Source organism: Hydrogenophaga sp. UC242_53, from assembly GCF_042696965.1.
GTDB lineage: Bacteria > Pseudomonadota > Gammaproteobacteria > Burkholderiales > Burkholderiaceae_C > Hydrogenophaga.
On record NZ_CP170552.1, the window covers coordinates 413,585 to 439,305 of the forward strand.

Genomic DNA, 25,721 nt, shown 5'->3' on the forward strand with positions numbered 1-25,721 from the left:
TTCACGCCACCGGGTGGGCGTTGGCGCGGACGGTGGGTGCTCCCCTCCGCGAATGTCCTCCGGCCCGGCTTCGCCGGGCCTCCCACTTTACGTCGCTGCGGGAAGCACCCGCCGTCCTGGGCCGTTTCTGGCACGCACGATCACGTGTACCTCTTGCTTCGGAGGTTGTTCTTCATTTCCTTGAGCAGGGGCTGGAGCTTGGTGCCGCCGATGCGCAGCGCCAGGCAGGTGGCCACGATGTCGATCACCATCAGGTGCATCAGGCGCGAGGTCATCGGGCTGTAGCGGTCGTAGCCTTCCGGGTGGTCGGCCGAGAGGTGGATGCTGCGCACTCTGCGCCAGCGGTGAGCCGCTGGTGGTGATGACGATCACCGTCGCGCCGTGCTTGCGCGCGATGTCGGCCGCGTCCATCAGATCGCGCGTGCGGCCGGAGTTGGAGATGATCACCACGCAGTCGCCCGGCCCGAGCAGGGACGCACTCATCACTTGCATGTGGCCGTCGCTGTAGGCGATGGCATTGATGCCCAGGCGGAAGAACTTGTGTTGCGCGTCCTGCGCGACGATGCCCGAGTTGCCCGCGCCATAGAACTCGATGCGGCCACGGTTCTTGTAGGTGCGCACCAGGGCGTCCACCGCCTTTTCGATCGCGTGGCTGGAGGCGTCGTTGCGGTACTTCAGGAAGGCCGCCACCGTGTTGTCGATCACCTTGACCAGCACGTCGCTCGTCTTGTCGTCCACGTCCACGCTGCGGTGGATGAACGGCACACCTTCGCTCACCGTGCCGGCGAGCTTGAGCTTGAAGTCCGACAGGCCGTCGTAACCCATGCTGCGGCAGAACCGCACCACCGTGGGTTTGCTCACGTGAGCGCGCTCGGCGAGTTCGGTCACGGGCAGGCTGGCGAAGGTGCGCGGGTCCAGCAGCACGAGCTTGGCCAGCACGTTGCTCGGCAGGCGCCAGCGAGGGCAGGGAGGCTTTGATCCGGTCGAGCATGTTGGGGTTGGTTACATTGAGGGGCGATGCGGTGAAATTTTATTACATCGCCTGGCCGATAATCCGCTGATGAACCAACTTGACGCTCTCAAGCAACTCACCACGGTCGTGGCCGACACGGGCGACTTCAATCAGATTGCAGCCTACGCCCCGCAGGACGCCACGACGAATCCGTCGCTCATCCTGAAGGCGGTCCAGAAGCCCGAGTACGCCCATCTGCTCAAGGACGCTGTCGCGAAGCACGGCGCCCAGGGGTTGGATGAGGTGATGAACCGCTTGCTGGTGGCCTTTGGTGGCGAGATCCTGCGCCTGATCCCGGGCCGGGTCTCGACCGAGGTGGATGCCCGGCTGAGCTTCGACACCGAGGCCACCGTGACCCGCGCGCGCCGCATCATCGAGCTCTACCAGGGTGACGGCGTGCATGTGGACCGTGTGCTGATCAAGATCGCTTCCACCTGGGAAGGCATTCAGGCCGCCGCGCGGCTGGAGCGCGAAGGCATCCACACCAACCTGACGCTGCTGTTCTCGTTCGCCCAGGCGGTGGCCTGTGGCCAGGCCAAGGTGCAGCTGATCTCGCCCTTCGTGGGCCGCATCTACGACTGGTACAAAAAGAGCGCGGGCGCCGGCTGGGACGAGGCCGCAATGGCCGGTGCCAACGACCCGGGCGTGCGTTCGGTGCGCAGCATCTACGAGTTCTACAAGAAGCACGGCATCGCCACCGAGGTGATGGGCGCGAGCTTCCGCAACGTGGGTCAGATCACGGCGCTGGCGGGTTGCGACCTGCTCACCATCAGCCCCGAGCTGCTGGCCCAGCTGGCCGCCAGCGATGCGCCCTTGAGCCGGGCACTGGACGCCAGCGCCGCCCAGTCGTTGGACATCCCCTTCGTGACCCACGACGAAGCCAGCTTCCGCTTCGCCCTGAACGAGGATGCGATGGCGACCGAGAAACTGGCCGAAGGCATCCGGGCGTTCGTGGCGGACACGATCAAGCTCGAAGCCTTGATGAAGTAGCTCGAGCCGAGCCCAAAACAAAAAGCCCCGCGATTTCTCGCGGGGCTTTTTGTTTTGGGCTTTCGTCAGTGTGCAGTGATGCATTCCGACGCAGCCTGAGGTGCCAGGCCAAGGCGCAAGGGCGTAGACAGTGGCAGCGCCACGGCAAGCCCTTGCAACGCCGGCATGGCGTCTCAGGCAAGGAGAGCTTACATGCCCATGCCGCCCATGTCGCCCATGCCACCCATGCCGCCACCCGGCATCGCAGGTGCGTCGTCCTTCGGGGACTCGGCGACCATGGCTTCGGTCGTCAGCATCAGGCTGGACACCGATGCGGCGTTCTGCAGCGCGGTGCGGGTGACCTTCGTCGGGTCCAGAATGCCCATCTCGATCATGTCACCGTAGGTGTCGTTGGCGGCGTTGAAGCCGTAGTTGCCCTTGCCGGCCAGGATGGCGTTGACCACCACCGACGGTTCGCCACCGGCGTTGGCCACGATTTCGCGCAGGGGCGCTTCGATGGCCTTGAGCACCAGCTTGATGCCGGCGTCCTGATCAGCGTTGTCACCCTTGATGGTGCCAGCGGCTTGGCGGGCGCGCAGCAGGGCCACGCCACCACCGGCCACGATGCCTTCTTCCACGGCAGCGCGGGTGGCGTGCAGGGCGTCTTCCACGCGGGCCTTCTTTTCCTTCATCTCGACTTCGGTGGCGGCACCGACCTTGATGACGGCCACGCCGCCGGCCAGCTTGGCCACGCGCTCTTGCAGCTTCTCGCGGTCGTAGTCGCTGGTGGCTTCTTCGATCTGCACGCGCACTTGCTTGACGCGGGCTTCGATGTCAGCGGCAGCGCCGGCACCGTCGATGATGGTGGTGTTTTCCTTGCCGATTTCCACGCGCTTGGCCTGGCCCAGGTCGGCCAGGGTCACCTTCTCGAGCGTCAGGCCCACTTCTTCAGCGATGACCTTGCCGCCGGTCAGGATGGCGATGTCTTCCAGCATGGCCTTGCGGCGGTCGCCGAAGCCAGGGGCCTTCACAGCCACGACCTTCAGGATGCCGCGGATGGTGTTGACCACCAGCGTCGCCAGGGCTTCGCCTTCGACGTCTTCGGCAATGATCAGCAGCGGACGGCCAGCCTTGGCGACTTGCTCCAGCGTGGGCAGCAGGTCACGGATGTTGGAAACCTTCTTGTCGTACAGCAGCACGAAGGGGTTGTCCAGCAGCGCCGATTGCTTCTCGGGGTTGTTGATGAAGTAGGGCGACAGGTAGCCGCGGTCGAACTGCATGCCTTCGACGACGTCGAGTTCGTTCTGCAGCGACTTGCCGTCTTCCACGGTGATCACGCCTTCCTTGCCGACCTTGTCCATGGCATTGGCGATGATCTCGCCGATGCTGGTGTCGCTGTTGGCGGAGATGGAACCGACCTGGGCGATTTCCTTGCTGGTGGTGGTGGCCTTGGAGGCCTTCTTCAGCTCGGCGATCAGGGCTTCCACGGCCTTGTCGATGCCGCGCTTGAGGTCCATCGGGTTCATGCCGGCGGCCACGTACTTCATGCCTTCGCGCACGATGGCCTGGGCCAGCACGGTGGCGGTGGTGGTGCCGTCACCGGCGTTGTCGGACGTCTTGGAAGCAACTTCCTTGACCATCTGCGCGCCCATGTTCTGGAGCTTGTCCTTGAGTTCGATTTCCTTGGCCACGGACACACCGTCCTTGGTCACGGTGGGGGCGCCGAAGGAGCGCTCGAGCACCACGTTGCGGCCCTTGGGGCCCAGGGTGACCTTGACCGCGTTGGCCAGGATGTTCACGCCTTCAACCATGCGTGCGCGGGCTTCGCCGCCGAAAATGACGTCTTTTGCTGCCATGTTGTTTCTCCGGAAAAATTGAGGTGTTCAGTTACTTGGACTCGACGACCGCGAACAGGTCGTCTTCCTTCATGACCAGCAGTTCGTCGCCAGCGACCTTGACGGTCTGGCCGCTGTACTTGCCGAACAGAACGCGGTCACCGACCTTGACGTTCATGGCGGACAGTTCGCCCTTGTCGTTTTTCTTGCCGGGACCGACCGCCAGGACTTCGCCCTGATCGGGCTTTTCGGCGGCGGCGTCGGGGATGACGATGCCGGAGGCGGTCTTGGTTTCGCTGTCAATGCGCTTGACGATCACGCGATCGGCGAGAGGACGAAGGTTCATTGCATCTCCTGGGTATGGAACAGATGGGGTTTGTTCAGAACGGCGGTGCCAGCCCGGACGGGCCAGCGGATACCGCTGATCGACATGGCGTCGGGTGTTAGCACTCAACGCCAGCGAGTGCTAATCATAAGGGCGCCGGAACCCCATTTCAAGATCGAAGGGGTTTATTTCTGATGCGATGGGTCTGCGCACTGCGGAAAGCCACTCATCCTTCGCTTCCGTGCCACTGAACTTTCTCCTCGTCCAAGATTTGCCACATTATGAAATAGTTGGCTCTCGCGGTTGTCACAACTCGCGGAGTCACTCCGAGTTCTTGACCTCAGTCAGCTTAGAAGCGGGTTATTCGCTCTCTTAGCTCAAGAGTGGCGAATTGCTTTATCCAGCGCTGCCCTAGATCCCGACTAAGTGGGGCCGTTTGCCGCGATCTGCCGTGAGGCAACGTGCAGCGTGAGGAGTCGGTCGACGCCGACCGGTGGACTTCGAGTGAGCGCCATCAAGCTGACGTTGGTTCGACTACCGGCACTTTGTTAAGCGGCGGCTATGGAAAGTACGTCCTCAGCCTCGCCTTTAGCGATAGCGTTCGACGAGTCAATTGCTTGGCAGACGAGCACCACCATGGCCCCGATGGTGCCCGGCACGGCAGATGTCGAATGTAAAGTTGGTGGGCGCAAGGGCTGTCCGACTCCCTTGTAACCCCGGATAGCGCAGAGATACCGCGCGATACCCTAGGCGATACGCTTGATACGCGCGATACCGAGTTTTGTTCATAAGTTATTGATCGCAATGCGAAAAATTTCCAAAAAATTAGTGACTCAGATCTGAGTCACTAATTTTTTGACATATCTCACCTGTCTCGCGATGCCGAAAAGGTCGACTGCTCATTGACTGGGCGTTTGCGTTCCTGCCGCAGACATGGAAAATTCAAGGTATCGAACTGCTCCCAGTGCAACATGAAAACCAAGCCCGATAAAGCTCCCGCAGCGGCAGCGCCAGCGCCAGTGCCACTGCCGGCAACAACCCTTGAAACCGCAGTGGACGTCGCGGTGCCGCCGGCCTTGCCCCCAGGCGCACTCAGTGTCGACGGTCTTAGTGCGCTCCTCGCCGCCAAGGTCGAAGCGCCGAACGTCAAGCAGGCTCAGAAAAAAGGTGAGAAGGCCAGGCAGACAAATATCGACTTACGAAAGGTGCACTGGGCTGATGTCAAGGATGAGGATATCTGGCTGCTGAGCAATGAGCACAAACGCTTCGGATTCGCCCAGGTGCCGCGCACGCTGTCCATCGTGATCAACATCATCAACGAGATCGCCAAGAGGAAGTGCGGGAAGGCCGTTCCGGCTGGCAAGACGTACTTTGCCCTGTGGCTTCACCACTATGGTGAAGGCCTCGTGCGGATCGCCAGCGAGGCACAGATCGCATACGAGGCCGGGTACGGGGGTCAGCGCAATGTCTCCACGTTCAGGCAGCACATGGAAGTGCTGAAAGAAATCGGCTTCATCGACTTCCGCAAGGGGGTGAAGGGCCCCATGCACTACGTGCTGCTGCTGAACCCGTACAACGTCATGAAGCGCCTCCGCGAGCAGAAGGATGACACGGGCGAGAAACTGGTTTCCGACGAGCAGTACGCGGCACTGGTTGAGCGCGTGAACGACATTGGCTCACGCAGCGAACTAGGGGAGTGAGCCATGCAGCGCAATGTGATCGAAGAGTTCTACCGCGAGCTGGAGGCCACCAACGAAACGTACGTGCGCAAGCGGCTTCTGACCGGTGGCTACGCGGGCTGGAAGTACAAGCATGCCAAACAGTTTCTTGACGCTAGGGACACAGCACGCGCGGAACAGCGTGCTGTGTGGATGACACGCTGGACCATGCTCGCGGCAATCGGAGGGTTGGGTGCCGTTGTTGTTGCCGTTGTGTCGTTATGGCACAAATGAACTTCCGACGCGCCACGCTGACCTGAGGCCACTTGGCCCACTTCTTGGCGTTAGCGCTTTGACGCGACCTTTACTCGCATGCTAACGCTGCTCGGCCAAGCGCCAAATGCTCCCATCAAACAGCGTCCGTGTCGACTACCGGTTCGATCCGACAGCAGAGTATGACAGCGTGGGGTGAGGGCTGACCTTGGTCCGTGCTGGACGTGTTCTCGCCATCGACGAACCAGACTGCGGCCTCCTCGATGATCATGGCTACCAGTAGAGATAGTGCGAAGAACAATTTCGGCCCGAATGGCAGCAGGATGGGACGAGCAGTGCGTCGGGTCCCACGCACTAGAGACAGGAGCGAGTGGTAAGCATCGACCGGCTCCATCACCCCATACTCCATCTGCTTGTCATTCAACTCCTGCAGCAAGTCCTTGTTCTGCTCCTGCACCTCCTCCAGATACTTCTCTTCAGGAGAGGTCGGTACAAACAGCCAGGTGTCTCCCGGCTCCAAATACTCAGCCGCACCGATAGCTTTGCCCTTCTCATACCCCAACGCCACGATTAGCTCGATTGGGTTGTCCGGCGCTGCAGTCCAGCCCGCAAAATCGTCGTTCACCGGTGCTATGCGGCGGATGGCGGAGGACCATTGAGCAGTTGGCTTCACATAGCGCGCCAAGCTGTAGCCAATTTGAAGGTCCACCGGCCCGCTGCGCGCAAGGCGTTTAATCTCCGAAAAGATGGCGCCCATCTGCTGGCGCGACAGACAAGACACGTCAACAAATATCGACGCGGTGCCGCTGCCGTTGCGCGAGAAGGCACGAATGGCATCACATGTGTCGCGACATGTCAGACGTTCAACCTCGAGGCGCTTTGAGAATCGGGCTTCACCTTGGGCTCCATACCCGACCGCAATCATCCGCGCGTCCAGATCGCCTTCAGCCGTCAGCAGCATCAGAAGATTCCGTCTCCGCCGACCTTCGCCGTCTCCAACGATGATCAATGCGGGCTCGCTGCTGAGCACTGCAGAAGTCGCCTTGCCTTCTATGTTTACCTGCGTGAGGTTTCTGATGGCCAGCTTCAAAACAGCCCGTCCTGCTTCCAAGCCCCGGATTGCTCCGGTGGCGGTTCATCAACTTTCGCTTCTCTCTTCCGATCCACGGGAGGTGGATTGAGGATCGCTGACAAGGACACTGGCTTCGACTTGCGCATCGGCAACTTGAAGATCGGCGCTAGGAGATAAGTCAACCTGAAGCGCTTGCCCCGAAGCGACCGGTATCCACCGACCGTCCCGGGCGATTCAAAGCAGACGATCGCGCCGTGGTTCATCGCGATCCGCAAGGCGTTCTCGACATCATCGTCGACGTCGTTGTCTACGATGAAGGAGAGCGGAGGATCCTCGACAAAGTCGGCGGTGACTAGGCGGTCATGAAAGTAGTCGCCTATCTTTTCCAGCACCTGGAAAACCGATGCGGAAGTCTTGATTGAATGGAACTGCTCACTGGCCAGGGCCTGCAACATCTCAGAGTACCGCTGGCAGTTCCAGAGCACCCCCTCCGTCTGCCGAGGCACTGGCACAGGGAGCTGGCTAAGGTCAGCCTGAGACAGGATGCGTGTGATCAGACCAATAAGCCAACGTGGATTGCCCTCGCTTATCGCCGAGAGAGACTCCCAGCCTGCATAGGTGGCGTTGAATGGCTTCACGCCGCGCTTGCGTCCTTCGGGCCTGCCTCGGTATGCGTTCCGAAACGCAACCAGCGGCGCAACCTTGCGCAGAGTGTTGCCGTTGAAGTCGCTTGGCTGCATCCCCAGTTCCTGTGTGAGGTCGATTTCCTTGCGCTCGAGGAACCTGACGAAGGAAGCATCCTTCTCCGAGAGGGAGACAAAGTGATTTGTGATCTGCTTTGTCGCTGCACGCGTAGCCCGTGCGAACAACCCCAACTGCTCCACCTCTTCACCCTCGTCGACCACAGAGTAGGCTGACGTGCCGAACACGTTGTTAGGGGTTTCACCGCTCAGCCCTGCATAAGACTGACTTCTTGAAAGGAACACGTTTTTGCAGAACTCGCTGGCCTCAGCTTTGTCCGCGTACCAAAGCTCAACCTGTCGGACGTCGTTGAGCTGGCTTGGAGCGGCAACGTCTCGCTGGTAGAGGACATCAGGCCCGCACGGTGCCAGCGCGACCTTTAACAGGAGCTTCTGACCGCCGCTCGCTCGCATAGAAGCCAGTACCGTCTGCTGCAAATGCATCGGCGCCACCTCGAACTCGTCAAGGAGCAGGCACCAACGATGGTCTGACCGGCCATACATGGCGTCAAACGCCTGCAGTCCCTGGGACGTCGCTTCCATCATGTCGAGGCCAAGATAGTCGCAGCTGCGAACAACTGCTTCTCCGACCGCCTCCGGCCCAAGCGATGCGCACAGGTGCGCCTGGCTTTTGATGTCCAGCAGACGGAGGCGCAGTGCTTCTACCAAGCTGGCTGGGGACAGCGAGATCGGCTTGAGGCGCCACAACGCTGCGATTGACTTGATCGCGGCCTCCAGTTCGGTCTGCGTTGGATGTAGTTCGCCATCAACGAGGTTGTTGCCGCGCCGAACGGGGTTCAAAAGAACATGCCGCTCGATCCCGTTGGCAACCGCCAGCAGTACGTGCGTCACGAACGCGGCCTGCGAGAACAGGATGCCAACCCGTTCGTTCTGACCCGAGCGCTGCAGCGACTCAAGCATCGTGCCCCACGCTATGTCAGAGGGAACGTAGACCCCGGTATAGCCGAGCGCGGACTTAACTTCACCCACCTGCGGACCATTCCAGGCCGCCTGTCCCTCTGCGCTCAGCATCTTCAGAAGCGTCGTCTTGCCGCCGCCCCGAGGTCCGACCAGCACCGAGTTCCACGGCCCTGCCAGTAGCGCAAACTTCGTGGATGGCACGAAGGTGCGAGCTACATCTGCAAAGCTCATCGCCTTGGCGTTGAATGGCTCTAGGAAGCCCTGACTCATAAGGCCTTCCTCTCTAGAGTCAGCCAGTGGCCGTCCCTGTCTGCATGGATATTCAGGCTATGCCGACGATCGAGCTGTCTCTTGACGTGGTTGCGCGACTCCGGTGTCAGCAAGCTAGCCTCGGGAACATGCTTGATGACGTCTGACCAGGGCATTGGAAGCTCCTTGAGCTTCGCGATTTCGGCAATGACCCTTCCTGGATCTCGAGCGCCAAATGAGGCCCCGTCGTAGATGCTGTTGCCATCGGAGACCGCGGGCTGCCAGCCCTTCCCCTGCGCCCAGTCCCAAGTACGAAACCGTCCACTGATCCCGCGAGAATCCAGCCTGACAGTGAGCAAATAGAACTGGTTCTGGAAGGTCCCCTCCAGTTCGCTGATGTAGAACGCGAGGCTCGCCGCACCGAAAACGAACGGCACTTCGCCATTGCCCGACGCGAATCCCAGCCGAGCTTCGTGCTTGTGGCCATGGATCACTAGCCAATTGCCATCTTCAGACAACAGACGTAGGAGCTCCTGCCCGTTGTCGATGAAGTCATGAGCGCCTTCACCGTTCTGCGTGTGCGGCTCGGGCGGATGATGCATGATCGCGATGCTGATCCTGCGGTGATCGCATTGCTGCAACGCCAGCTCCAGCTCCGATACCGCTGACTTCGGGAACGTGCCTCGCTCGTGCTCGAACTTATCGTGACCATGTTCGCTGCAGCTGTTGACGATCAACACCTGATATTTCTCGGCTTCAACCAGCACAAGCCCGGCTCCGAAGTACCGCACCCGGTGATCTCGCCCCTTCGCCCCACTGTCGTCGTCCCGAGTCACCGACGGATACGGGGGCTTGAGCACCTTCAGCGGTTCGAATGGTCCCAGGCCAGCCTTTAGATTCGCGACGACATTCTCGTGAATTTTGGCTTCCTGGCTGCGAGAGGTCACATCGTGATTGCCAGTCGCGCACAGTACGTGCTCGCTTTGCAATCGCTTGCCTAGGTCGACCAGGTGCTTCCACCCCGCCGCAAGCGTTACACCGTCATTTTGGAATGCGATATCGCCCGGGCAAAGAACCGCGTCGGCAGTCAACGACTGCGTAGCAACGAGGTCGTTCAGCCCAGCCCAGGGATTTTGCTTTGGACTTTCGCTGGCCAATTCGCCAGTAGGCTTGATCTTCAAGTGTGTTCGTGCACCCGCCGCATGGGCAAAGTGCGGATCGCCTAGAACGGCAAACACCGCCTCCACGACTAGTCCATCATGCCCATCGGCATCCTCCACGAGCGCTCCTTTGGTATTGATTCTGCGCGATACTAATCGCTAATCGCGCTGCCAATCGTAGTTGGAAAGAAGCACCTCGGCAGCGTGACGGCGCGCCGACGTAAAGCCGGCCACGTTGCGCGCCACAGTAAGATCGTGACGGCGCCATTTCTTGAGGCCTTGCAAGACGGTGTCTGCAGGCGAGTATGAGAGGAGCACTTTCGCGCCGCGACGGTCTGCCGCGCGGAGCGAGGCAATTAGCCGCCTCTCGTCCTTCTCTCTGAATGCGTCACAACCGTACTCACCACGGTCCCGCTTGTCGCCCAAGGCGTAAGGAGGATCTAGGTACACAAAGTCACCGTTGCCGGCCTCCTCAAGGATGTCTTCAAAGTCGCTGCAGCGCAGTTCAGCGACCTTTAACAGCTTGGCGAATGCCTGAAAAGCCTCGAGACTTGGCATGAAGAGATGGCCCTTGCCTCGGGCGACATTGAACTGACCTGCGCGGTTTGTTCTATAGACGCCGTTAAAGCAATACCTATTCAGGTACACGAACTGCGCTGCGCGGTCGAAGGCATTTAACCGCTCTCTCTTCACCGCCCGAAGCTTGTAGTAGTCCTCGGGGTTGCTGCCAAACTGTGACGCGCGCTCCCACACCGCACGCGGGTAGCGCTGAACGACGCGGTACGTCTCGATGAGAGATCGGTTCAGGTCCCCAAGGATGGCGTCCCCTACTCGCAGGCGCAGGAACAGCACTGCCGAGCCCGCGAATGGCTCTATGTAGCGATCCGCATCCTCGGGCACCGCGGCAAGCAGCAAGGGCAACAGCTTTTTCTTGCTACCAGCCCAACGCAGCAACGGCTCCGCCGCGCCAGAGGCGCCGTCGGTACTCAATGTTTGCCGCACTTGCATGATCTAAGATTATGAACATAAAGCCAGCCGCACCGCACTGGCGAGAAGCTGTTTGTGGACTGCGCCGGACATATGCTGGTGTTGGCCGGCCGTGTCCGCGCGTTTTCCTGCGTGACGGCCGACCAGTCGACTAGTTCCTAGCAGGGTCCTATCGGCCGGGCACTGCGCCTGATAGGCGGGGTGTCGCAGATGATCGTGCACAAACAACGTTCGTGTGCACACTGAATGGGCGGTTACGGCAGAAGCGGCTGATCAAGCAGGCGGCGAATGGCTCGGTCAAGTTTGGAGCTGAGTTCCGCGCTCGCCCCTGCGTAGTAGATGGCAGTTTGTCCGTCCACCGCACATAAACTGGGCCAAATTTATCCGGTAGCACTAAGGGACTTGGAACGTATCAGTCTTTCCCATGGCGTTGCTCACCTCGGTCAATAAGCGATCGGATTTCAGCCATTTGGGGCCGACTTCATGGAGAAGATATGCTGCAAGGAGTGTCGGAGCAGCGATTCCCAGCAATCCAACCAACATCATGAACCCGCCACCTGTATCGCTGCTCATGATCTGAATCGCGGCCGCCATACAGAGTCCGCTCACGCCCAGGAATAGATCGCGCCACAGCCTGCAAAGGCGTGCCAGCAATGGATTTGACGCTCTGCGTTTTAGGTCACACCCCTGTCCAGATAAGGCCATTGAACGACACGCCTTACTGAGGTGCTGCGCCGGAATGCCCAATGACATGATCGCCCGACGCAACTCGCCAGTCACGGCCTCACTGGGGGCCAAGGTTCCGAACTCCAAAACCCGAAGATGAGGTTCTTCCGACTCGGCCAGCCACACCCTGTGCTTGGAGGGCACCTCAACCTTGGAGAGGCGGACAATTTTGGCGCTGCGGATCGGGTAGAAGACCCATTGCCACCAGAGAGGTTGAAATGAGGCGGTGTAGCGACACAGGAACTCGCCCTCGCTTTCTTCTGAAGATCTCCGGGAGTCGGCAAATCCCGGACCTTCGGTTTCCCTGAATGTGTCGAGGGCGGTGCGCGAGGTTGCCTGGTCGAACCGCTCTATCAGATCTCCTGCGGCACCAATCTCCTGGCTTGCCGCAAGTGCGTTGAAAAACACAGCGTAGGCGCGTGCGTCCTCCAGCGCTTGCCTGGCAGGCAACGTCTCAAGGCTTAGCAGCCAGCTGTCCAGCCTTTTCCAGAACCTGCGCGATATCCCGCTTGAGATCACCTTCATTGATGACCTCGTTGTAGAGAAGTCGAACCATTCGCCAGTAGGTTGCGGGAGAAGGGCTCAAGCCGTGCTTGGCGATTGCCTTCGTGACTGCTTGAGCGGCGCGACCCCAAGCCTCGTCATCGTCTACTCGGGACACGCAGTTCGACCTGGTGCCCGACAAAAGGTACGTCACGTCCAAACCCGCGGCTTCCATCTTGGCCAGGAGCTCGACCGTGGGAGAACTCTGACCATTTTCAAGTCGCCATAGGGTCGCGTGGCTGATGTCCAGCTTCGCTGCCAGATTGTCTCGAGATAGACCGAGATCCTGACGAAGCTCGACCAGTCTCACCGAGAGTTCGACTGAATTTTGAACAATACTTTTCAAAATTGAAAGAACTTTATAGAATTCGCTTGTGGAGAAGCATGCTACTTCCTTTTCTGCCGACCAGATCAGCAGAGCCCGCTCAGAGTTCAAGCAGGCGGGAGTGAGCATCTCCGAATGGGCGCAGCGTCATGGCGTGCCGCCATCATTGGTCTACAGCGTGTTGTCGGGCAAGACCCAGTGCACCCGCGGCAGAAGCCATGAAGTGGCTGTCCTGCTCGGTCTTAAGGCGCCACCGAACTCCCCCAGCGTCAAAAACCTCCTGCCCGGCCATTTGGCGTGCGCCGAAACAGTGGGCTCCTCCAGCTAAGAGGCGTCGGAGATGGCCAGATGAACTCGTCGGCTGTCCCATCTCTCTATTTCCCCGCTCTGCCGGATTCAACGGGCGCACTCCCAGTGCGTCCAGAAGGGAGGTGCGCCATGGACCCCTAAAGAAAAGGCCACCCGAAGGTGGCCTGAGGGATGAAGGGCGAAGAGACGCCTCATCAACGCAACGCAAGTGTCCCCCTTTCTCCCCCTCGATGTCAAGCGCAGCCGTCGCCAGTTTGGGCACGGCATGGATCAGTACGTCTTGAAATCAGGAGAAGAACATGCCCAGAGCCGTCGTTACCCGATCGCCTCACCGAGAGGTGGGGGTGGTCAATCCTGGATGGTTGCTCGACCATTCCGTGCATCATGAGTCGTCGCTAGAACGGCGCTTCATCATGGTGGCGTTGTCGTGTCCCGTGGTGCGGGACATCCAACATCAGCCCTGTGAAATCGAGCTCACGTTGGCGTCCGGCCAAACCTGCAAGTACACGCCTGACTTTCTGCTCAGCCTGGTAGACGGCTCTGAAGTCATCGTGGAGGTCAAGCCAGAGAAGTTTGTCCCCGAGCATGCGATGAAGCTCGACGCAGCAAAGGTCGCATTCAATCGCCAGGGCCGCGAGTTTGAAGTATTCACCGACAAAGTGATCGACGGAAGCGGCTTGAGTTCGCGGGCCGTACTCCTGATGCGCTTCGGGCGCATGTCCTTCTCGCTAGAGCAAGCGATGAAGTGCAAGGAAGAACTTGAGTCGCGGTGTGAAGGCAGCGCCAGCGTTCGCGATCTGGTTGCGGCCGGAGTCAACGAGGACCTCATCTGGAATCTGGTCGCCCTGCATCAGTTGCGTGTTCCCGCCGGCCTCAACCTGTCCGACGAGGAGGTCGTGTCCATCAACCAGCATCAAGGAGACTGCCATGTTTACTTTCGGCAATGGTTTGGTGTTGCGTGAAGGTGCGCGCACGTTCCAGTTCGAGCGAGAACTTTCATGCTTCGAGATCCAGTTTCGGTACCTCGACAACAACGAGGTGAGAACATTCTCCAAGACGAGTCTGTACAAGCAGATCCTTGCCAAAACCGTGTTCCCGGTGCATCAAAACGGTCACTCGATTGCGCAGCCCAACACCGTACCTGTCCAGGATCGCGTCTACACGTACTCGGCAACGCTCACTGAAAAGCAGGAGCGCACACTCGTCTTCCGCAACTTTCTCGTCAAACGGGCAATCGCGAATGGAGTCACCCACGGAAGCCTCAAACGGTGTGAAGCGTTTTTAAAGAGCGTGCGGCAGGAGGGTGAAAAATTCTTCAAGAATTGCCTGTTGGGTGGACAAGGTTCTGAGTCTCCCAAGCTCCCCTGTGCCGATACATTGCGCAAGTGGATGAAGCGACATCGGTCGTCCGGCGGAAACCCGTATGCGCTGCTCGACTTGAGGCCATTGGTGCGGCGTTGCAAACGCCTCAGCGTGCGTGTCGAAGAGATGGTGGAGAAATGTATCTCCAAGTACTACCTCCAGAAACGCGGACTCTCAGTTGCCGAGACATTCCGGCGCTACCTTCAGGATGCCGCACGAGAGGAGCGCTTGCTCGGTACGAAACTTGAGCTGGCTTCATTGCGGTCGGTGCAACGGCGGGTCAATGAAATTGATCCGTACATTCGCGATCTCAAGCGGTACGGCTCTGAGTACACAAGAAACAAATGGCGCTACAGCCTCAAAGGGGACACCTCGACCCGTGTGCTGGAGAGAGTCGAGATCGATCACACGTGGCTTGATATTTGGGTCCTGGACCCAAACACTGGGGTACCGATCGGTCGGCCTTGGATTACTGTGGCCATAGACAGGTACTCGGGATACATCTTAGGCTTCTACATCTCGTTCTATGGTCCGTCGGTTGCGTCCGTCGCGCATTGCGTGCGCAATGCCATCTTCCCTAAAGAGGACCTGCTCTCCCTGGTTCCAGACTTGCCCCAGCCGTGGACAGCAATGGGAATCGCGGAGCAGTACGTGGTCGACAACGGTCTGGAGTTTCATGCAAAGGACTTTCTTCGCATCATGTTCGACCTGCGTGCCGACGTGTTGTTCAACCCTGTGAGAAGGCCGTGGCTGAAGCCATCTATAGAACGAACGATGATGGAGGTGAACCGGATGTTGCCAAACTGCGGCAAGGTCTACACGCCTACCAAGAACATGAGGCCAGAGTCGCCAAGCGATTCAGCAGCGATCCTTTTCGATGATCTGTGCGTAGGGCTGACGCTTTGGGCCGCTGACGCATTTCCGAAGTCCATTCATCAAAAGAACTTGGTTTGCCCGCTCGAATTGTGGGAGGAGGGACGCCTGAGCAGTCCAATTCCGATGTTCCCTCTAGGGCTCGAGCAGTTTGACATCACCGCAGGGATGTCAACCCAGAGGACCGTAGACGGTGATGGCGTGTTCTTCAAATATCTGCGGTTCAACAGCGTAGAGCTCCAAGACTATCTCAGATCGAACGGACGAAAGTTGAGGCTTGACATCCGCATCAATCCGGATGATCTGGGTCGGATCTTTGTAAACCTGGTGGCTGAGAAGCGCTGGCTACCCGTGGCGCTACAAAAGCCGTCGAATGGATACGGAGATGGCCTCTCATTGATTCAACATGAAATCATCCGCGCAGAGGCCGGAAAGCGCTTGACTCAACGCAATGCGGAAGAAGAGTTGGTCAAGGCCCAAGAGCTACTCAAGTGCAAATGGGGAGAGGCGGTGAGACGCGGGGTTCGCGTGAAGAAACACGGAAATCTGGTCAGGCTTCAAGGCCTCAGCTCCGCCTGCACGGGCGGCAGGCGAGCGGCCGACAACTTACCTGTTGCCAGCGCGATCTCCGAGGCCCATCTAAAAGACCTGATGCCATTCAAGGCGTTCTCACTGGCGGAGGACTACACATGAACACCTACGAACTTCCAGCTGGGCTGTCCAGAGATGCCCTGCGGTGCGTCAACGAGATCTTGGACGTCGTTGTTCCGTATCCAGACTTTGAAAATTCTTTGCAGGGGACCCTCAAAGTCGTTCAGTGGATGCGGGAGGTCAGGATGCCCGGCGGTGTTCTTCTGTTGGCCGACTCTGGAATGGGGAAGACGCTTTTTCTGCAGATCCTCAAGCGATCGTCCGCCGACTGACGCAAGTCCACTGAAGTCGAGTCGACCGGTATTGGAGATCGGCCTCGACAGTGCTGCTGACGTTCATCAGGTCGCTTCGAAGCTGATGTTGGCGTTGGGGTACCCAGCCCTACCCATGCGCGCGACGCTGGCCAACATGACTGCCATGATTGACACCGCCATAGAGCGTTTGAGTCCTGTGGCAATTTTCATCGATGAGGGGCAGCATGTGTGTGAGGGCAACCGGGAAAACACCGCACGCACGCTCACCGATTGGTTGAAGGTTCGTGTGGACAAGCACAACCTGCCCGTGATCATGGTGGGAACCCGAACATTGGAGGGGATATCGGAGATCAATCCTCAGTTCGTCTCAAGAGTGTCGCTGCACTATTTTCTCAATCCGTTTTCTTTTGGGGATATCTGGCGGCAGGTGCTCGGCGCAATCGCAGCCACGGTGAAGTCGGCTGATCTCAGCAGCCTGAGCGCACAGGGTCTGTCGCGCCTGGTGCACCAAGCCACTCACGGAAACCTTAGGCGTCTGAAAAAGCTGCTCATCTTCTCGTGCGTTCGTGCGATCGATGAATGCTCACCATCGCTGAGACTGGAGCATCTTGCCGCTGGGTACTCGGATGCCTTCGGCGGCCTGTCGGGCGTTGGCAATCCGTTCCTCGCGGTGATGGAAAAGGCCAGAAAGTGAGGCTTCGTCCTGACCGTTGTCGCGCGTCGCACGGTATTCACCGTAGCGTCGGCGGCGGCCACACCGCTCGGGTCCATGTTCATTTGGGGAGCGTGCCTTGAAGTTCATCGCAAGTCCAGAGCCCTTGCCTGACGAGAGTCGATCCTCTTGGATCTTGCGAGTCTGCGGTGCACATGGTTACCCCATGAATAGATTCTGCAAGTACGTGGGACTGGATCCGTTCCGAATTGACTGGGATTTTGGAGTCGATTCAAAGCGTTGGGCTGCACTTGCCGCGGATTCGGGACGCTGCCTCTTATGTTTCGACAGGAACGACCACGACTGGTGGCTGGTCAAAAAGCTGCACAACAGTCCGGTCTCTCCTTTGTACGTCGATAGAAAACCTGCGAGCCGCTGGTGCTCCGCTTGTTTGGTTGCCGACTCAACACCGCATCTTCGATGGTACTGGCGCATATCAGAGCTTCAACGATGTCCGTATCACGATACGAGGCTATCGATTCGATGTTCTTGGTGTCATGGCTTCATGAACCTTTCATCCGCACACATGCTTGGTTTCGGAAGGAAACGGGGCGCAGCGAATCTGGCTGGATGCGCCTCGTGTGGCATGCCCTTTCTCGTCGATGGAGTTCACGAACCTGCTCCACCAGCAGTCCTGGCGTCTGCGGGCCATGGTTTGCCTGATCCCATGATCTCCCTTCGCCAAGTTATGAATCGGAGGGCCCTTTCTGAGTTATCCACTCGCGGGGAAGCGCTAGTTGCCTCTCACGGTTCCGCAACTCCAACGGCGCTTTCAGCGCTGGTGCTCAATCTCGCTTCGTCCAACTCGTTGCCCACGTGGCCGGTTTACGATGCCGGCTCATTCGCAAAGAAGCAGGCCGATCTCATCCAAGAATTCTCCACGCCTCGTGACTACGTGCTGCTCAAGTGGTGGGATCTCTTTTCGATGAGAAAGACTCTCGAACGCCAACTCGAGATAGAACGTAAGAGGGTTTTTGGAACCGACTTCAGAATTGTCTTTGCTACTCGCCACGTCCTTCCTTGCAAGCCAGCGTGTACGACAGGCTTCTGGACACCGGTTGAGTCGAAGAAATGGAGCGCGCCTCTGGCAATGTGGACGCGAGTGCGAGTTGCCAAAGCGCTATTGATGATCCGAAAGGAGAGAGCTCTTCAAAGAGAGCGCGCGTGCCAGGGACTGGGCACGGAAGAAGAACAGGCTCAAATCAACTCATACGCTCAATGCTACAGGAGGTACTGACGTGCTGAGCGATCCGTCGTTTCCCCTCAGGGACGTAGTTCGGCCTGGTGAATCAGGTCAGGGTTATGTGCTGAGGATGGCGACGGACAATGGGCTTCGCGGGTTGCCCTCCGTCAAGAGCGGATTGGGGCGGTCTCGCTTTCACACACTGGATGCGAGCGATGCGATGAGACTTTCCAGGTGGTTCGGTGCGCCGCAGGCTGATCTGGCGGAGGCCCTGGGGCGCATCTCGAGGAGTGCTGCTGAAGAAGGGTTCTCTTATGCTGGCCGAGAGATCGGCAGGAGCTACTTTCTCAATCGCGGACGTCCGCGGGTGTGTCCTCACTGTTTGGTTCAGCATGGGTACTGCCGTTCTGCGTGGGATTTTGTTCTTGTGGCGGCTTGTCCGCAACATGTTTGCGCATTGGAGGACCGGTGCCCTGTGTGTGCCCGAGCGCTCGATTGGAACAGGCCAAGCCTTATGGTATGTCAGTGCTGGTCAGATCTTCGAAGTTGGAGGCCGGCTGCCGTCGACCTGCATTCGCTCGAACTGGCCTTCGCTCGCTGGGTGGCAGTGGCCGTTGCTCCTGCCTCCATTGACCAAGACCGGGGCAGTGCGGTTGAGGCAGGGCAATTCGGGCTGCTGAGGCTGCTACGACCTTTGTCCCTTGGAGCTGGCCTCTCCCTCACCTATGCTCTCGCCAGCACGGCTGAATACTCCTTGGGAATGACGGGTCAACGCGTTCGGAAAAAGACCTCGTTGCTTCATGCGAGACAAGTACTTCAAGCAGCAGATGAGCTCGTCCGGAGGATCTCCGAAGGGCAGCCTATTGCGTTGAGAGTAAGTCGGCGCTCCGTAACGCTGGCGCTGCTCTATGAAGCCATGAGAAGGGCGAAGTGTCCTGAGGATGGATCCATCGCCCTCTCGCTCCTTAGCCACATCCTGAGACAGGGTGGCCGTACGAAATGGACGGGGCGCTATGGACAGCTATCGCAGATGTCGCTGTTCTGATGCCCCAGTTCAAGCCGACTTGCTGCGTTGGCACTTCAGCGCTACAAGCTCATATTTGTGGTTCACGGGGAACCGTTTGTGTTTAAGACGGTGCCCGTCGCAGCTTATGACGGGGGAGCTATGACCAAACGCGTGAATATCAGCCCTTTTGACTGTGCGCCACCCACTTCCTATCGAGTGCTCGACGCCACAGAGTTCGAGAGTCTACTGGCTGAAAGAGAAAAACAAGGTCCGGTAACCTCCGACTTGCCGGCCCCGCTCATCATCAGCACGAGATCGCCGCAGGGAAGTGGGTACCCCGCGTTTCAGCTGGATGCGCGTCTGAACCTCGCAGTATTTTTGAAGCTTAGGCAGCTCTATGCCGCCCGTGGAGCCTCAGAAACATTCCTTTGGGATTTTCTGAGAACCATTCACGGGCCGTTGGACCGAACCACTGGCATCGACTTTCTGTTGGGGTTTTACAGTCCGGCGATCGCAGCAATGTGCGACTCCGAGCGCGAGGAGCATTTTTTAGAGCTTGCGGAGCTGGATATCTGGGCAGTTCTCAGTTGAGGCCTTTGCCATTCCGACTTCCGGCCTATCGAGTTCCATCCCGTTCATGGGCGTTGAAAACATTGGCTCTCAGCGGAAGCCTGGCCAGCAGGACTATATGCTGAAAAGCCTTCATACGCTGTACAGCGTATGGTTCTTCGGAGGGAGGAGCGGCTGAGGGAGAGGGTGTTGAATTCCATCGATCTCTGACCCGAGATTTCTATCGAGTACTGCGTCACCTGCCTTTTGCGCGAAGCAACTCACGGTGTGGACAGGTGTGCCAGCACAACGGCAACATTCCTCCATCGTCGCAATGACCGCCACTTTGGCAGCGACGGCCTACCGAAGCTTGTAGAGTCGGTTGCGGCCACATATGATCGGTCGCGACAACGACGGCCGCCTGAAACCCGGCGGCGACATCGGAAAGCAACGTAGCCGACTTAGAGCGCCACTTCAGGCAGAGGGTGGTCGAATACACGTCGCTATACATGCCATCTCCCTCCGTCAATCCTTCAGAAGGGCCCAATGTTTTTCATCGAGTACTGCCGTTTCAATGGCAACACCACGCAGGCGTGCGCAGAGGTCATCGCCTTGCTCAAGGATGCCAAATTCAGTCACGCTGTCTTTTCGACATCTCCAACTGAAAACGACGGCACGGCAAGCCCAAATGACGGTCCAGACACGAACTGGCCCTACTTCTCAGCAGTGATTCGAGTGGGCGACAAGGTTCATGTCTTCGATTCCACGTTGCTCAGCGCCGCGCGCTACCCGCGAGGACTTGAAGTGCGCGAAATCCTGAATGTTGCGCAGAGCACTGGCAGCGTCTACTTCACTCAAGGGGTTGCAGGCTTCACTGCTGGCCTGTCTCCCGAGATTGCCGCAAGGTGTTTCACCGGAGTACAACTGACACCGCTGACGCAAGAGACGCGCTCTGATTTCTGGTTGAAGGTAGCCCGTGGTATCCCAGAGCATGAATTCTTCCGCCAGCCCAGCGTTTAACCTGCCGTGTACAACATGCTGCGTTACGCCCGGGACGCTTTGCCGTTAGCTGTGCATGTTGAATTTCACTGATCTCTGACCCGAGATTTCCATCGAATACTGACCCACCCGTTGTGTGAGCAAAGAAGCTCACGGTGTGGATAAGTGCTTCGTTTTCTCCTTTTCAGATCTAGGGCTCGCAGAGCTGTTTTTGAACCGATAGCTATCGTTTCCAGTCTCCAGGATATGGCATCGGTGAGTCAGCCGGTCCAAGAGCGCGGTCGTCATCTTCGCATCACCGAAGACGCTGGACCACTCCCCGAAGCTCAGGTTCGTGGTGATGACGACGCTGGTTCTTTCGTAGAGTTTGGACAGCAGATGGAACAGCAGGGCCCCTCCTGACTCGCTGAAGGGCAGGTAGCCCAGCTCGTCCAGGATGACCAAATCGACATGCATCAGTCGATTTGCCAAGTGCCCTGTGCTTCCATTCGACTTCTCGACCTCCAGCGCATTGACCAGTTCAATGGTCGAGAGGAAGCGAACGCGGCGATGCTGGTTCTCGATGGCCTGGACACCGATCGCAGCGGCCAGGTGGGTCTTTCCAGTTCCAGGTCCACCGACGAAGACGGCGTTGTAGGCCTTGTCAAGGAAGTCGCCTCTGTGGAGCTGTCGGACCATGGCCTCGTTCACCTCGCTCTGCGCGAAGTCGAATCCGGCAAGATCTCGATAGGCAGGGAACCGGGCCAGCTTCATTTGATACGCCATCGAACGCACTTCCCGTTCTGCGGTTTCTGCCTTCAGCAGTTTTGCCAGAATGGGTTGAGCCGCTTCGAAGGCAGGCGCCCCTTGGTCACCCAGCTCCGCAACCGCATGGGCCATGCCATGCATCTTCAGGCTTTTGAGAAGAGCCACGATGGAAGTCGTTGCGGGATCATGTCCCATGGCGAACCTCCTCGTTGAACCGTGCCTTGCGCAAAGAGTCGTACCGCTGGACGTTCGCTTGAGGTTCCGTCGAGAGCTTCAACGCCTGGGGCGCCTTGACTTCCGCAACGGCCGTCTTCCCGTCCACGAGGCGGTGCAGGACGTTCAATATGTGAGTTTTCGTGGCGACACCCACTTCCAGAGCCGTCTCGACCGCTGCAAGGACAGCTTGCTCGTCGTGGTGCAGGACCAGGGCCAGGATCTCCACCATCTCCCGGTCACCTCCTGGCTTCTTGAGCAACATCGCCTGGAGTCGTTTAAATGACGTCGGCAGCTCTGCAAAGGGCGCACCGTTCCGAAGTGCTCCCGGCTTTCTCTGCAGAACAGCGAGGTAGTGCCGCCAGTCGTAGATAGTCTGCCCTGTGCTGTCGTGACGCCGGTCGATGATCCGCTTGTGCTCGCAAACGACCTGGCCCTCCGCGACAACCACCAGCCGGTCGGCATACACCCGCAGGCTGATCGGGCGGTTGGCAAAGGATGCCGGGACGCTGTAGCGAGTGCGCTCGAACGTGACTAGGCAGGTCGGAGAAACGCGTTTGGTATGTTCCACGAAGCCGTCAAACGCAGGCGGCGGTGGCATCAGGTAGGGTTTTTCCTGGGCCCAGATGTCCGCCACGGTGCCTGGCAACTGGCGATGCGCAATCTCGTTCCACAGTGCCTTGCAGCGGGTTTCCAGCCATGCGTTGAGTTCAGCCAAGGACGGGAAGGCTGGGATGGGCTGCCAGAGGCGGTGTCGAGCGTCCCGAACGTTCTTCTCAACCTGGCCCTTCTCCCAACCGGAAGCCGGGTTGCAGAACTCGGCCTCGAACAGGTAGTGGCTGACCATCGCATTGAAACGGGCATTGACGTCGCGGTCTTTGCCGCTTCGGACTTTATCCACAGCCGTCTTCATGTTGTCGTAGATGCCGCGCTTGGGCACGCCTCCGAACATCACGAACGCGTGGTTGTGCGCGTCGAACAGCATCTCGTGCGTCTGCAGCAGGTAAGCACGGACACTGAAGGCCCGGCTGTGGCTGAGCTTGACGTGCGCTACCTGGAGCTTGGTGCGCTCCCCATCGATGACAGCCCAGTCTTCGCTCCAATCAAACTGGAACGCTTCGCCCGGCCCGAAGACCAGCGGAACAAAGGTCCCGCGGCCAGCCGTGCGCTGCGCTTCCTGCCGTTCGGCCTGCCACTTGCGGTGGAAGGCCGCCACTCGCCCGTAGGAGCCGTCGTAGCCTAAAGCCACCAGGTCTGTGTGGAGCTGCAGCAAAGTGCGCCGCTGTTTGCGCGACTTTGTTGCCTCGATCGACAGCCATGTTGAAAGTTTGTCGGCGAATGGATCGAGCTTGCTGGAGCTCGCACGCCTGGCGTAGCGGGGCTCTTCATCGCCCGCCCGCAGGTACTTCTTAACGGTGTTGCGAGCCAGGCCTGTACGCCTGGAGATCTCGCGGATGGACATCTGCTCGCGCAGTGCCCAGCGTCTTATGACACTCAGTGTCGCCACGTCTATCACTCCTGAAATCTCCTGCTGCCAAAAGCAGCAGGATAGGGTTCTTACGTGGGTCAGCTTTCAATGGAAATTGATGCTCTAACTGGGTCAGTTTTCAGTGGAAGACAACACGGGGCTAGTTTTTCATCCAAAAATGATCCATCGACATGGAGTTTTTCCATTCAGGTTTGAACCGCTTGCAAGCTCCATTGCACTCTCAGAAATTCTCGATGTCCCGGATCAACAAAGACGACATTGATGGATCATCTTTTGACGGAAAACCGAAGTGGGGGCGCCACCTTGAGCGAGGGTGCGAAGTAGCGGACGACACTAAGATGGCCGATATGGATCTAGACGAAATCGACATCGCTGAACAGTCTCAAGACAATCAACAGGAGGGAGACAGGTGAATTCTGACGAAGCGTGGAACCGGCTCAACACGGTGACCAATGTGGCCATGCGTCGCTGGACATCGGCCAGGCCTGGCTATAAGACCTTCAAGCTTGAGCGCCATGGCGATGGTGAACGTGCTGTGTACCAAATCATCATCCAGGAAACAGGCCGCGAGCCCAGATGGTTTGATAGAGAGCGATTCGATACGTTCTGGAAGCTTTGGGCTGAAGGTAAGCGCAACCCAAACGACTATCGAAACGTCGGTCCCGCCGGAGGTATGTACAAGCATGCTTACTACATGCTGCCGATAGCGACAGCCCTTGAAGCGAGGAGGGAAGCTCACACGAGTGCACCGAAACGCGAGTTCAAGTACGGCGAAAAGCAGACATGGCAGATGGCTGTCGATGCCGTGAGGGCCTTGGGTGGAACCGCGACAATTGACGAGGTCGAGCAGTACCTCGCAAAGCAGAATCCACTTTTCAAGCCGACGAACGTGCGACCTGACCTTGATTTGGTCACGGTAAACGCCTTTGGCCGGGCGAACTGGTCTCCAAACCAGAAGCCACGTGTCGTCGACGGCTCTAGCCCCCTCGACCTCCTGTTTGTCGAGGAACGAAGCACTCGCACATACACGTTCTACGATCCCGAAATTCATGGAGTTTGGGAATTGGCCGCCGTGCCAGGTGACACGAAATTGCGGCCGCGGCGTCTGGACATTCCGCCGACGGAAACAGAACTTGATGCTTTGCGAGACGAACTCGAAATTGAAGATGAGTTCGATCCAAACGACGACACTGATGCAAGAACAAAAACCTTAGGTGCCATCGCCAGACGGCAAGGCCAAACGGGGTTCAGGAAGGCGCTGCTGAGAGCCTACGACCGACGGTGCGCTTTTACCGGCTGCGACGTCGAGCAGACGCTCGAAGCTGCGCACATCCGGCCATATTTAGGCGAACGTACAAACCTATTGGTGAACGGCCTGCTACTTCGATCCGATCTTCACACGCTGTTCGACTTGCGCCTAGTACGCATCAATCCCAATGACATGAAGATTGAGATTTCATCGAAGGTGAAGGGTAACCACTACAAAGCAATCTCTGGGGCGATCGTGAGGTCTCCGTCGGCCAATGCAGAAAAGCCGAGCTTGGCGGCGCTGAAGTGGCACTGGAACGGATGCGCCCTGAACTTTCCACATGATGGCATCGAGGATCTGGCCGCTTAAGCTATCGGAAGACGCGCGCGGTCGCTTCCGGCTATTCCAGTCCTTCGTGATCGGCCAGCCCAGCACAACGTGACCAGGCAGTCTGCTTCGAGCTGCACAGGAAGACCGATCGACTTGATCAACCCCCACTCATCCACTGCCGGCTTCCTTCTCTTGAATATTGGTCGCAGCGTGCGCGGCGGCTAGACTTCCGCTACCGGCGGCGGATTCCAGCCGGCTGGGCGATCCCGCGCATTGAGTGCGTTGACGCTGTCTGAGCGCGAGGAGATATCTAGATCGATGGTGGCAGGCGAATCGATTCGATCAACTGCAGCGCGGCTCGGGCGAGCACCATCGACGATCAGCCGAGAGATTCAGCGCAATGGAGGCGTCGATGCTTATCATGCAGCCTTGGCCGATGAAGCTACCTGGGATCGAGCGCGGCGCCCCAAGCGTTGCAAACCGCGTGAGAACCGCGCCTTGGCCCGCAGCGTGGCGGACAAGCTGTGCATGCTCTGGTCGCCAGAACAAATCGCAGGCTGGCTCAAGCATACTAATCCGAGCGACGAGAGTCTTCACGTGTCACACGAGACCATCTCCGCAGTCTGTTCATGCAAGCGCGTGGCGCCTTGTAGAAGGAGCTGTTGGCGCACCTCAGGCGTACCCGTGGAATGCGCCGCTCTCGTCACTGCACGCAGAAGAAGGCCATTCATGGGCAATCGTCGATGCCGTTTCGATCAGCGAGCGCCCCGCCTGCGTCGAGGACCGGGCGGTGCCTGGTCATTGGGAAGGCGACTTGGTCTTTGGCAGTGGCAATAGCCAGATCGCGATTGGTCGAACGTCAGACGCGATACGTCATGTTGATCAAGCTCAGTTTGAAATCACACCTGCTACCCGGGAGGCTGTACAGGCGTGGATCAAGAAAGCTGGGCTGAATTCTTGTTCCCCAGCCGGATACACGATTCGCCCTGAGAGTACTTGG

The 25,721-nt window shown here is 58.6% G+C and carries 24 protein-coding genes and 2 pseudogenes; 15 read left to right on the forward strand and 11 right to left on the reverse strand.

The window, feature by feature from the left end; all coding sequences use genetic code 11:
- Positions 1 to 140: 140 nt before the first annotated feature.
- A pseudogene (locus ACFJI0_RS02185) lies at positions 141 to 991 on the reverse strand (MurR/RpiR family transcriptional regulator).
- A gap of 69 nt (positions 992 to 1,060) precedes the next feature.
- On the opposite strand from ACFJI0_RS02185, the gene tal reads away from it, so the two are divergent.
- Positions 1,061 to 2,002 (forward strand): transaldolase, encoded by a 942-nt coding sequence (gene tal / locus ACFJI0_RS02190; protein ID WP_382323279.1) that lies wholly within the window; start codon positions 1,061 to 1,063, stop codon positions 2,000 to 2,002.
- A 188-nt stretch (positions 2,003 to 2,190) separates the two neighbouring features.
- On the opposite strand, the gene groL is transcribed toward tal, so the two are convergent.
- Both groL and ACFJI0_RS02200 read right to left on the reverse strand, forming a co-directional pair.
- Positions 2,191 to 3,837: a chaperonin GroEL gene (groL, locus tag ACFJI0_RS02195; protein ID WP_382323280.1), complete on the reverse strand. Its 1,647-nt coding sequence runs from the start codon at positions 3,835 to 3,837 to the stop codon at positions 2,191 to 2,193.
- A gap of 31 nt (positions 3,838 to 3,868) precedes the next feature.
- A complete protein-coding gene (locus tag ACFJI0_RS02200; RefSeq protein ID WP_066268460.1) occupies positions 3,869 to 4,162 on the reverse strand; it encodes a co-chaperone GroES in 294 nt (97 codons plus the stop codon).
- Positions 4,163 to 5,112: 950 nt separating this feature from the next.
- Here ACFJI0_RS02200 and ACFJI0_RS02205 point away from each other — a divergent pair.
- Positions 5,113 to 5,841, forward strand: a complete 729-nt coding sequence (locus ACFJI0_RS02205; protein WP_382323281.1) for a hypothetical protein — start codon at positions 5,113 to 5,115, stop codon at positions 5,839 to 5,841.
- Positions 5,842 to 5,844: 3 nt separating this feature from the next.
- Positions 5,845 to 6,093 (forward strand): hypothetical protein, encoded by a 249-nt coding sequence (locus ACFJI0_RS02210; RefSeq protein WP_382323282.1) that lies wholly within the window; start codon positions 5,845 to 5,847, stop codon positions 6,091 to 6,093.
- Between the two features lie 115 nt (positions 6,094 to 6,208).
- Here the strand turns inward: ACFJI0_RS02210 and ACFJI0_RS02215 are convergent, their stop codons facing one another.
- The 6 genes from ACFJI0_RS02215 to ACFJI0_RS02240 form a co-directional block, all read right to left on the reverse strand.
- On the reverse strand, positions 6,209 to 7,162 hold the full coding sequence (locus ACFJI0_RS02215; RefSeq protein WP_382323283.1) for a hypothetical protein: 954 nt from the start codon (positions 7,160 to 7,162) through the stop codon (positions 6,209 to 6,211).
- On the reverse strand, positions 7,159 to 9,075 hold the full coding sequence (locus ACFJI0_RS02220) for a hypothetical protein (RefSeq protein ID WP_382323284.1): 1,917 nt from the start codon (positions 9,073 to 9,075) through the stop codon (positions 7,159 to 7,161). Before ACFJI0_RS02220 ends, ACFJI0_RS02215 begins: the two co-directional genes overlap by 4 nt.
- A complete protein-coding gene (locus ACFJI0_RS02225; protein ID WP_382323285.1) occupies positions 9,072 to 10,334 on the reverse strand; it encodes a metallophosphoesterase family protein in 1,263 nt (420 codons plus the stop codon). Before ACFJI0_RS02225 ends, ACFJI0_RS02220 begins: the two co-directional genes overlap by 4 nt.
- Positions 10,335 to 10,373: 39 nt before the next feature.
- A complete protein-coding gene (locus ACFJI0_RS02230) occupies positions 10,374 to 11,222 on the reverse strand; it encodes a DNA adenine methylase (protein WP_382323286.1) in 849 nt (282 codons plus the stop codon).
- Between the two features lie 372 nt (positions 11,223 to 11,594).
- The gene (locus ACFJI0_RS02235; protein ID WP_382323287.1) at positions 11,595 to 12,452 is read right to left on the reverse strand and encodes a hypothetical protein; all 858 of its coding nucleotides are present in this window, start codon (positions 12,450 to 12,452) and stop codon (positions 11,595 to 11,597) included.
- A complete protein-coding gene (locus ACFJI0_RS02240; RefSeq protein ID WP_382323288.1) occupies positions 12,382 to 12,924 on the reverse strand; it encodes a helix-turn-helix domain-containing protein in 543 nt (180 codons plus the stop codon). Before ACFJI0_RS02240 ends, ACFJI0_RS02235 begins: the two co-directional genes overlap by 71 nt.
- Here ACFJI0_RS02240 and ACFJI0_RS02245 point away from each other — a divergent pair.
- The 9 genes from ACFJI0_RS02245 to ACFJI0_RS02285 all read left to right on the forward strand — a co-directional run bounded on the left by ACFJI0_RS02245 (position 12,917) and on the right by ACFJI0_RS02285 (position 20,714).
- Positions 12,917 to 13,123, forward strand: a complete 207-nt coding sequence (locus tag ACFJI0_RS02245; protein WP_382323289.1) for a hypothetical protein — start codon at positions 12,917 to 12,919, stop codon at positions 13,121 to 13,123. The genes ACFJI0_RS02240 and ACFJI0_RS02245 overlap by 8 nt on opposite strands.
- A gap of 280 nt (positions 13,124 to 13,403) precedes the next feature.
- Positions 13,404 to 14,066: a Tn7 transposase TnsA N-terminal domain-containing protein gene (locus tag ACFJI0_RS02250; protein WP_382323290.1), complete on the forward strand. Its 663-nt coding sequence runs from the start codon at positions 13,404 to 13,406 to the stop codon at positions 14,064 to 14,066.
- Positions 14,032 to 16,032, forward strand: a complete 2,001-nt coding sequence (locus ACFJI0_RS02255; protein WP_382323291.1) for a Mu transposase C-terminal domain-containing protein — start codon at positions 14,032 to 14,034, stop codon at positions 16,030 to 16,032. Before ACFJI0_RS02250 ends, ACFJI0_RS02255 begins: the two co-directional genes overlap by 35 nt.
- Positions 16,029 to 16,262, forward strand: coding sequence for a hypothetical protein (locus tag ACFJI0_RS02260; protein WP_382323292.1), 234 nt, complete (start codon positions 16,029 to 16,031; stop codon positions 16,260 to 16,262). The genes ACFJI0_RS02255 and ACFJI0_RS02260 overlap by 4 nt, the downstream gene beginning before the upstream one ends.
- Positions 16,263 to 16,293: 31 nt before the next feature.
- On the forward strand, positions 16,294 to 16,938 hold the full coding sequence (locus tag ACFJI0_RS02265; RefSeq protein WP_382323293.1) for a TniB family NTP-binding protein: 645 nt from the start codon (positions 16,294 to 16,296) through the stop codon (positions 16,936 to 16,938).
- Between the two features lie 124 nt (positions 16,939 to 17,062).
- Positions 17,063 to 18,193, forward strand: a complete 1,131-nt coding sequence (locus ACFJI0_RS02270; RefSeq protein WP_382325887.1) for a TniQ family protein — start codon at positions 17,063 to 17,065, stop codon at positions 18,191 to 18,193.
- Position 18,194: 1 nt separating this feature from the next.
- A complete protein-coding gene (locus tag ACFJI0_RS02275; protein WP_382323294.1) occupies positions 18,195 to 19,184 on the forward strand; it encodes a TniQ family protein in 990 nt (329 codons plus the stop codon).
- A gap of 120 nt (positions 19,185 to 19,304) precedes the next feature.
- The gene (locus ACFJI0_RS02280; RefSeq protein WP_382323295.1) at positions 19,305 to 19,736 is read left to right on the forward strand and encodes a hypothetical protein; all 432 of its coding nucleotides are present in this window, start codon (positions 19,305 to 19,307) and stop codon (positions 19,734 to 19,736) included.
- A gap of 504 nt (positions 19,737 to 20,240) precedes the next feature.
- The gene (locus ACFJI0_RS02285; RefSeq protein ID WP_382323296.1) at positions 20,241 to 20,714 is read left to right on the forward strand and encodes a hypothetical protein; all 474 of its coding nucleotides are present in this window, start codon (positions 20,241 to 20,243) and stop codon (positions 20,712 to 20,714) included.
- Positions 20,715 to 20,843: 129 nt separating this feature from the next.
- On the opposite strand, the gene istB is transcribed toward ACFJI0_RS02285, so the two are convergent.
- Positions 20,844 to 21,635, reverse strand: a complete 792-nt coding sequence (gene istB / locus ACFJI0_RS02290) for an IS21-like element helper ATPase IstB (RefSeq protein WP_382323297.1) — start codon at positions 21,633 to 21,635, stop codon at positions 20,844 to 20,846.
- Positions 21,625 to 23,169, reverse strand: a complete 1,545-nt coding sequence (istA, locus tag ACFJI0_RS02295) for an IS21 family transposase (protein WP_382323298.1) — start codon at positions 23,167 to 23,169, stop codon at positions 21,625 to 21,627. Before istA ends, istB begins: the two co-directional genes overlap by 11 nt.
- A gap of 143 nt (positions 23,170 to 23,312) precedes the next feature.
- Here istA and ACFJI0_RS02300 point away from each other — a divergent pair, with 143 nt between their 5' ends.
- The 3 genes and pseudogenes from ACFJI0_RS02300 to ACFJI0_RS02310 form a co-directional block, all read left to right on the forward strand.
- Positions 23,313 to 23,555 carry a hypothetical protein gene (locus tag ACFJI0_RS02300; protein ID WP_382323299.1) on the forward strand — a complete coding sequence of 81 codons (243 nt, stop codon included), beginning with the start codon at positions 23,313 to 23,315 and terminating at the stop codon, positions 23,553 to 23,555.
- Positions 23,552 to 24,760 (forward strand): HNH endonuclease, encoded by a 1,209-nt coding sequence (locus ACFJI0_RS02305; protein WP_382323300.1) that lies wholly within the window; start codon positions 23,552 to 23,554, stop codon positions 24,758 to 24,760. Before ACFJI0_RS02300 ends, ACFJI0_RS02305 begins: the two co-directional genes overlap by 4 nt.
- Before the next feature lie 192 nt (positions 24,761 to 24,952).
- Positions 24,953 to 25,620, forward strand: a pseudogene (locus ACFJI0_RS02310) (IS30 family transposase); the annotation flags it as partial.
- Between the last annotated feature and the right edge of the window lie 101 nt (positions 25,621 to 25,721).

Excerpts from the sequence above, each read along its gene's own strand:
- ACFJI0_RS02210 (WP_382323282.1), top strand. The coding sequence starts at position 5,845 with ATGCAGCGCAATGTGATCGAAGAGTTCTACCGCGAGCTGGAGGCCACC.
- ACFJI0_RS02285 (WP_382323296.1), top strand. The coding sequence starts at position 20,241 with ATGTTTTTCATCGAGTACTGCCGTTTCAATGGCAACACCACGCAGGCG.
- groL (WP_382323280.1), bottom strand. The coding sequence starts at position 3,837 with ATGGCAGCAAAAGACGTCATTTTCGGCGGCGAAGCCCGCGCACGCATG.
- istB (WP_382323297.1), bottom strand. The coding sequence starts at position 21,635 with ATGGGACATGATCCCGCAACGACTTCCATCGTGGCTCTTCTCAAAAGC.
- ACFJI0_RS02200 (WP_066268460.1), bottom strand. The coding sequence starts at position 4,162 with ATGAACCTTCGTCCTCTCGCCGATCGCGTGATCGTCAAGCGCATTGAC.
- ACFJI0_RS02280 (WP_382323295.1), top strand. The coding sequence starts at position 19,305 with ATGACCAAACGCGTGAATATCAGCCCTTTTGACTGTGCGCCACCCACT.
- ACFJI0_RS02220 (WP_382323284.1), bottom strand. The coding sequence starts at position 9,075 with ATGAGTCAGGGCTTCCTAGAGCCATTCAACGCCAAGGCGATGAGCTTT.
- ACFJI0_RS02250 (WP_382323290.1), top strand. The coding sequence starts at position 13,404 with ATGCCCAGAGCCGTCGTTACCCGATCGCCTCACCGAGAGGTGGGGGTG.
- ACFJI0_RS02230 (WP_382323286.1), bottom strand. The coding sequence starts at position 11,222 with ATGCAAGTGCGGCAAACATTGAGTACCGACGGCGCCTCTGGCGCGGCG.
- ACFJI0_RS02260 (WP_382323292.1), top strand. The coding sequence starts at position 16,029 with ATGAACACCTACGAACTTCCAGCTGGGCTGTCCAGAGATGCCCTGCGG.
- tal (WP_382323279.1), top strand. The coding sequence starts at position 1,061 with ATGAACCAACTTGACGCTCTCAAGCAACTCACCACGGTCGTGGCCGAC.
- ACFJI0_RS02255 (WP_382323291.1), top strand. The coding sequence starts at position 14,032 with ATGTTTACTTTCGGCAATGGTTTGGTGTTGCGTGAAGGTGCGCGCACG.
- ACFJI0_RS02205 (WP_382323281.1), top strand. The coding sequence starts at position 5,113 with ATGAAAACCAAGCCCGATAAAGCTCCCGCAGCGGCAGCGCCAGCGCCA.
- ACFJI0_RS02235 (WP_382323287.1), bottom strand. The coding sequence starts at position 12,452 with ATGAAGGTGATCTCAAGCGGGATATCGCGCAGGTTCTGGAAAAGGCTG.
- ACFJI0_RS02240 (WP_382323288.1), bottom strand. The coding sequence starts at position 12,924 with ATGCTCACTCCCGCCTGCTTGAACTCTGAGCGGGCTCTGCTGATCTGG.
- ACFJI0_RS02300 (WP_382323299.1), top strand. The coding sequence starts at position 23,313 with ATGGAGTTTTTCCATTCAGGTTTGAACCGCTTGCAAGCTCCATTGCAC.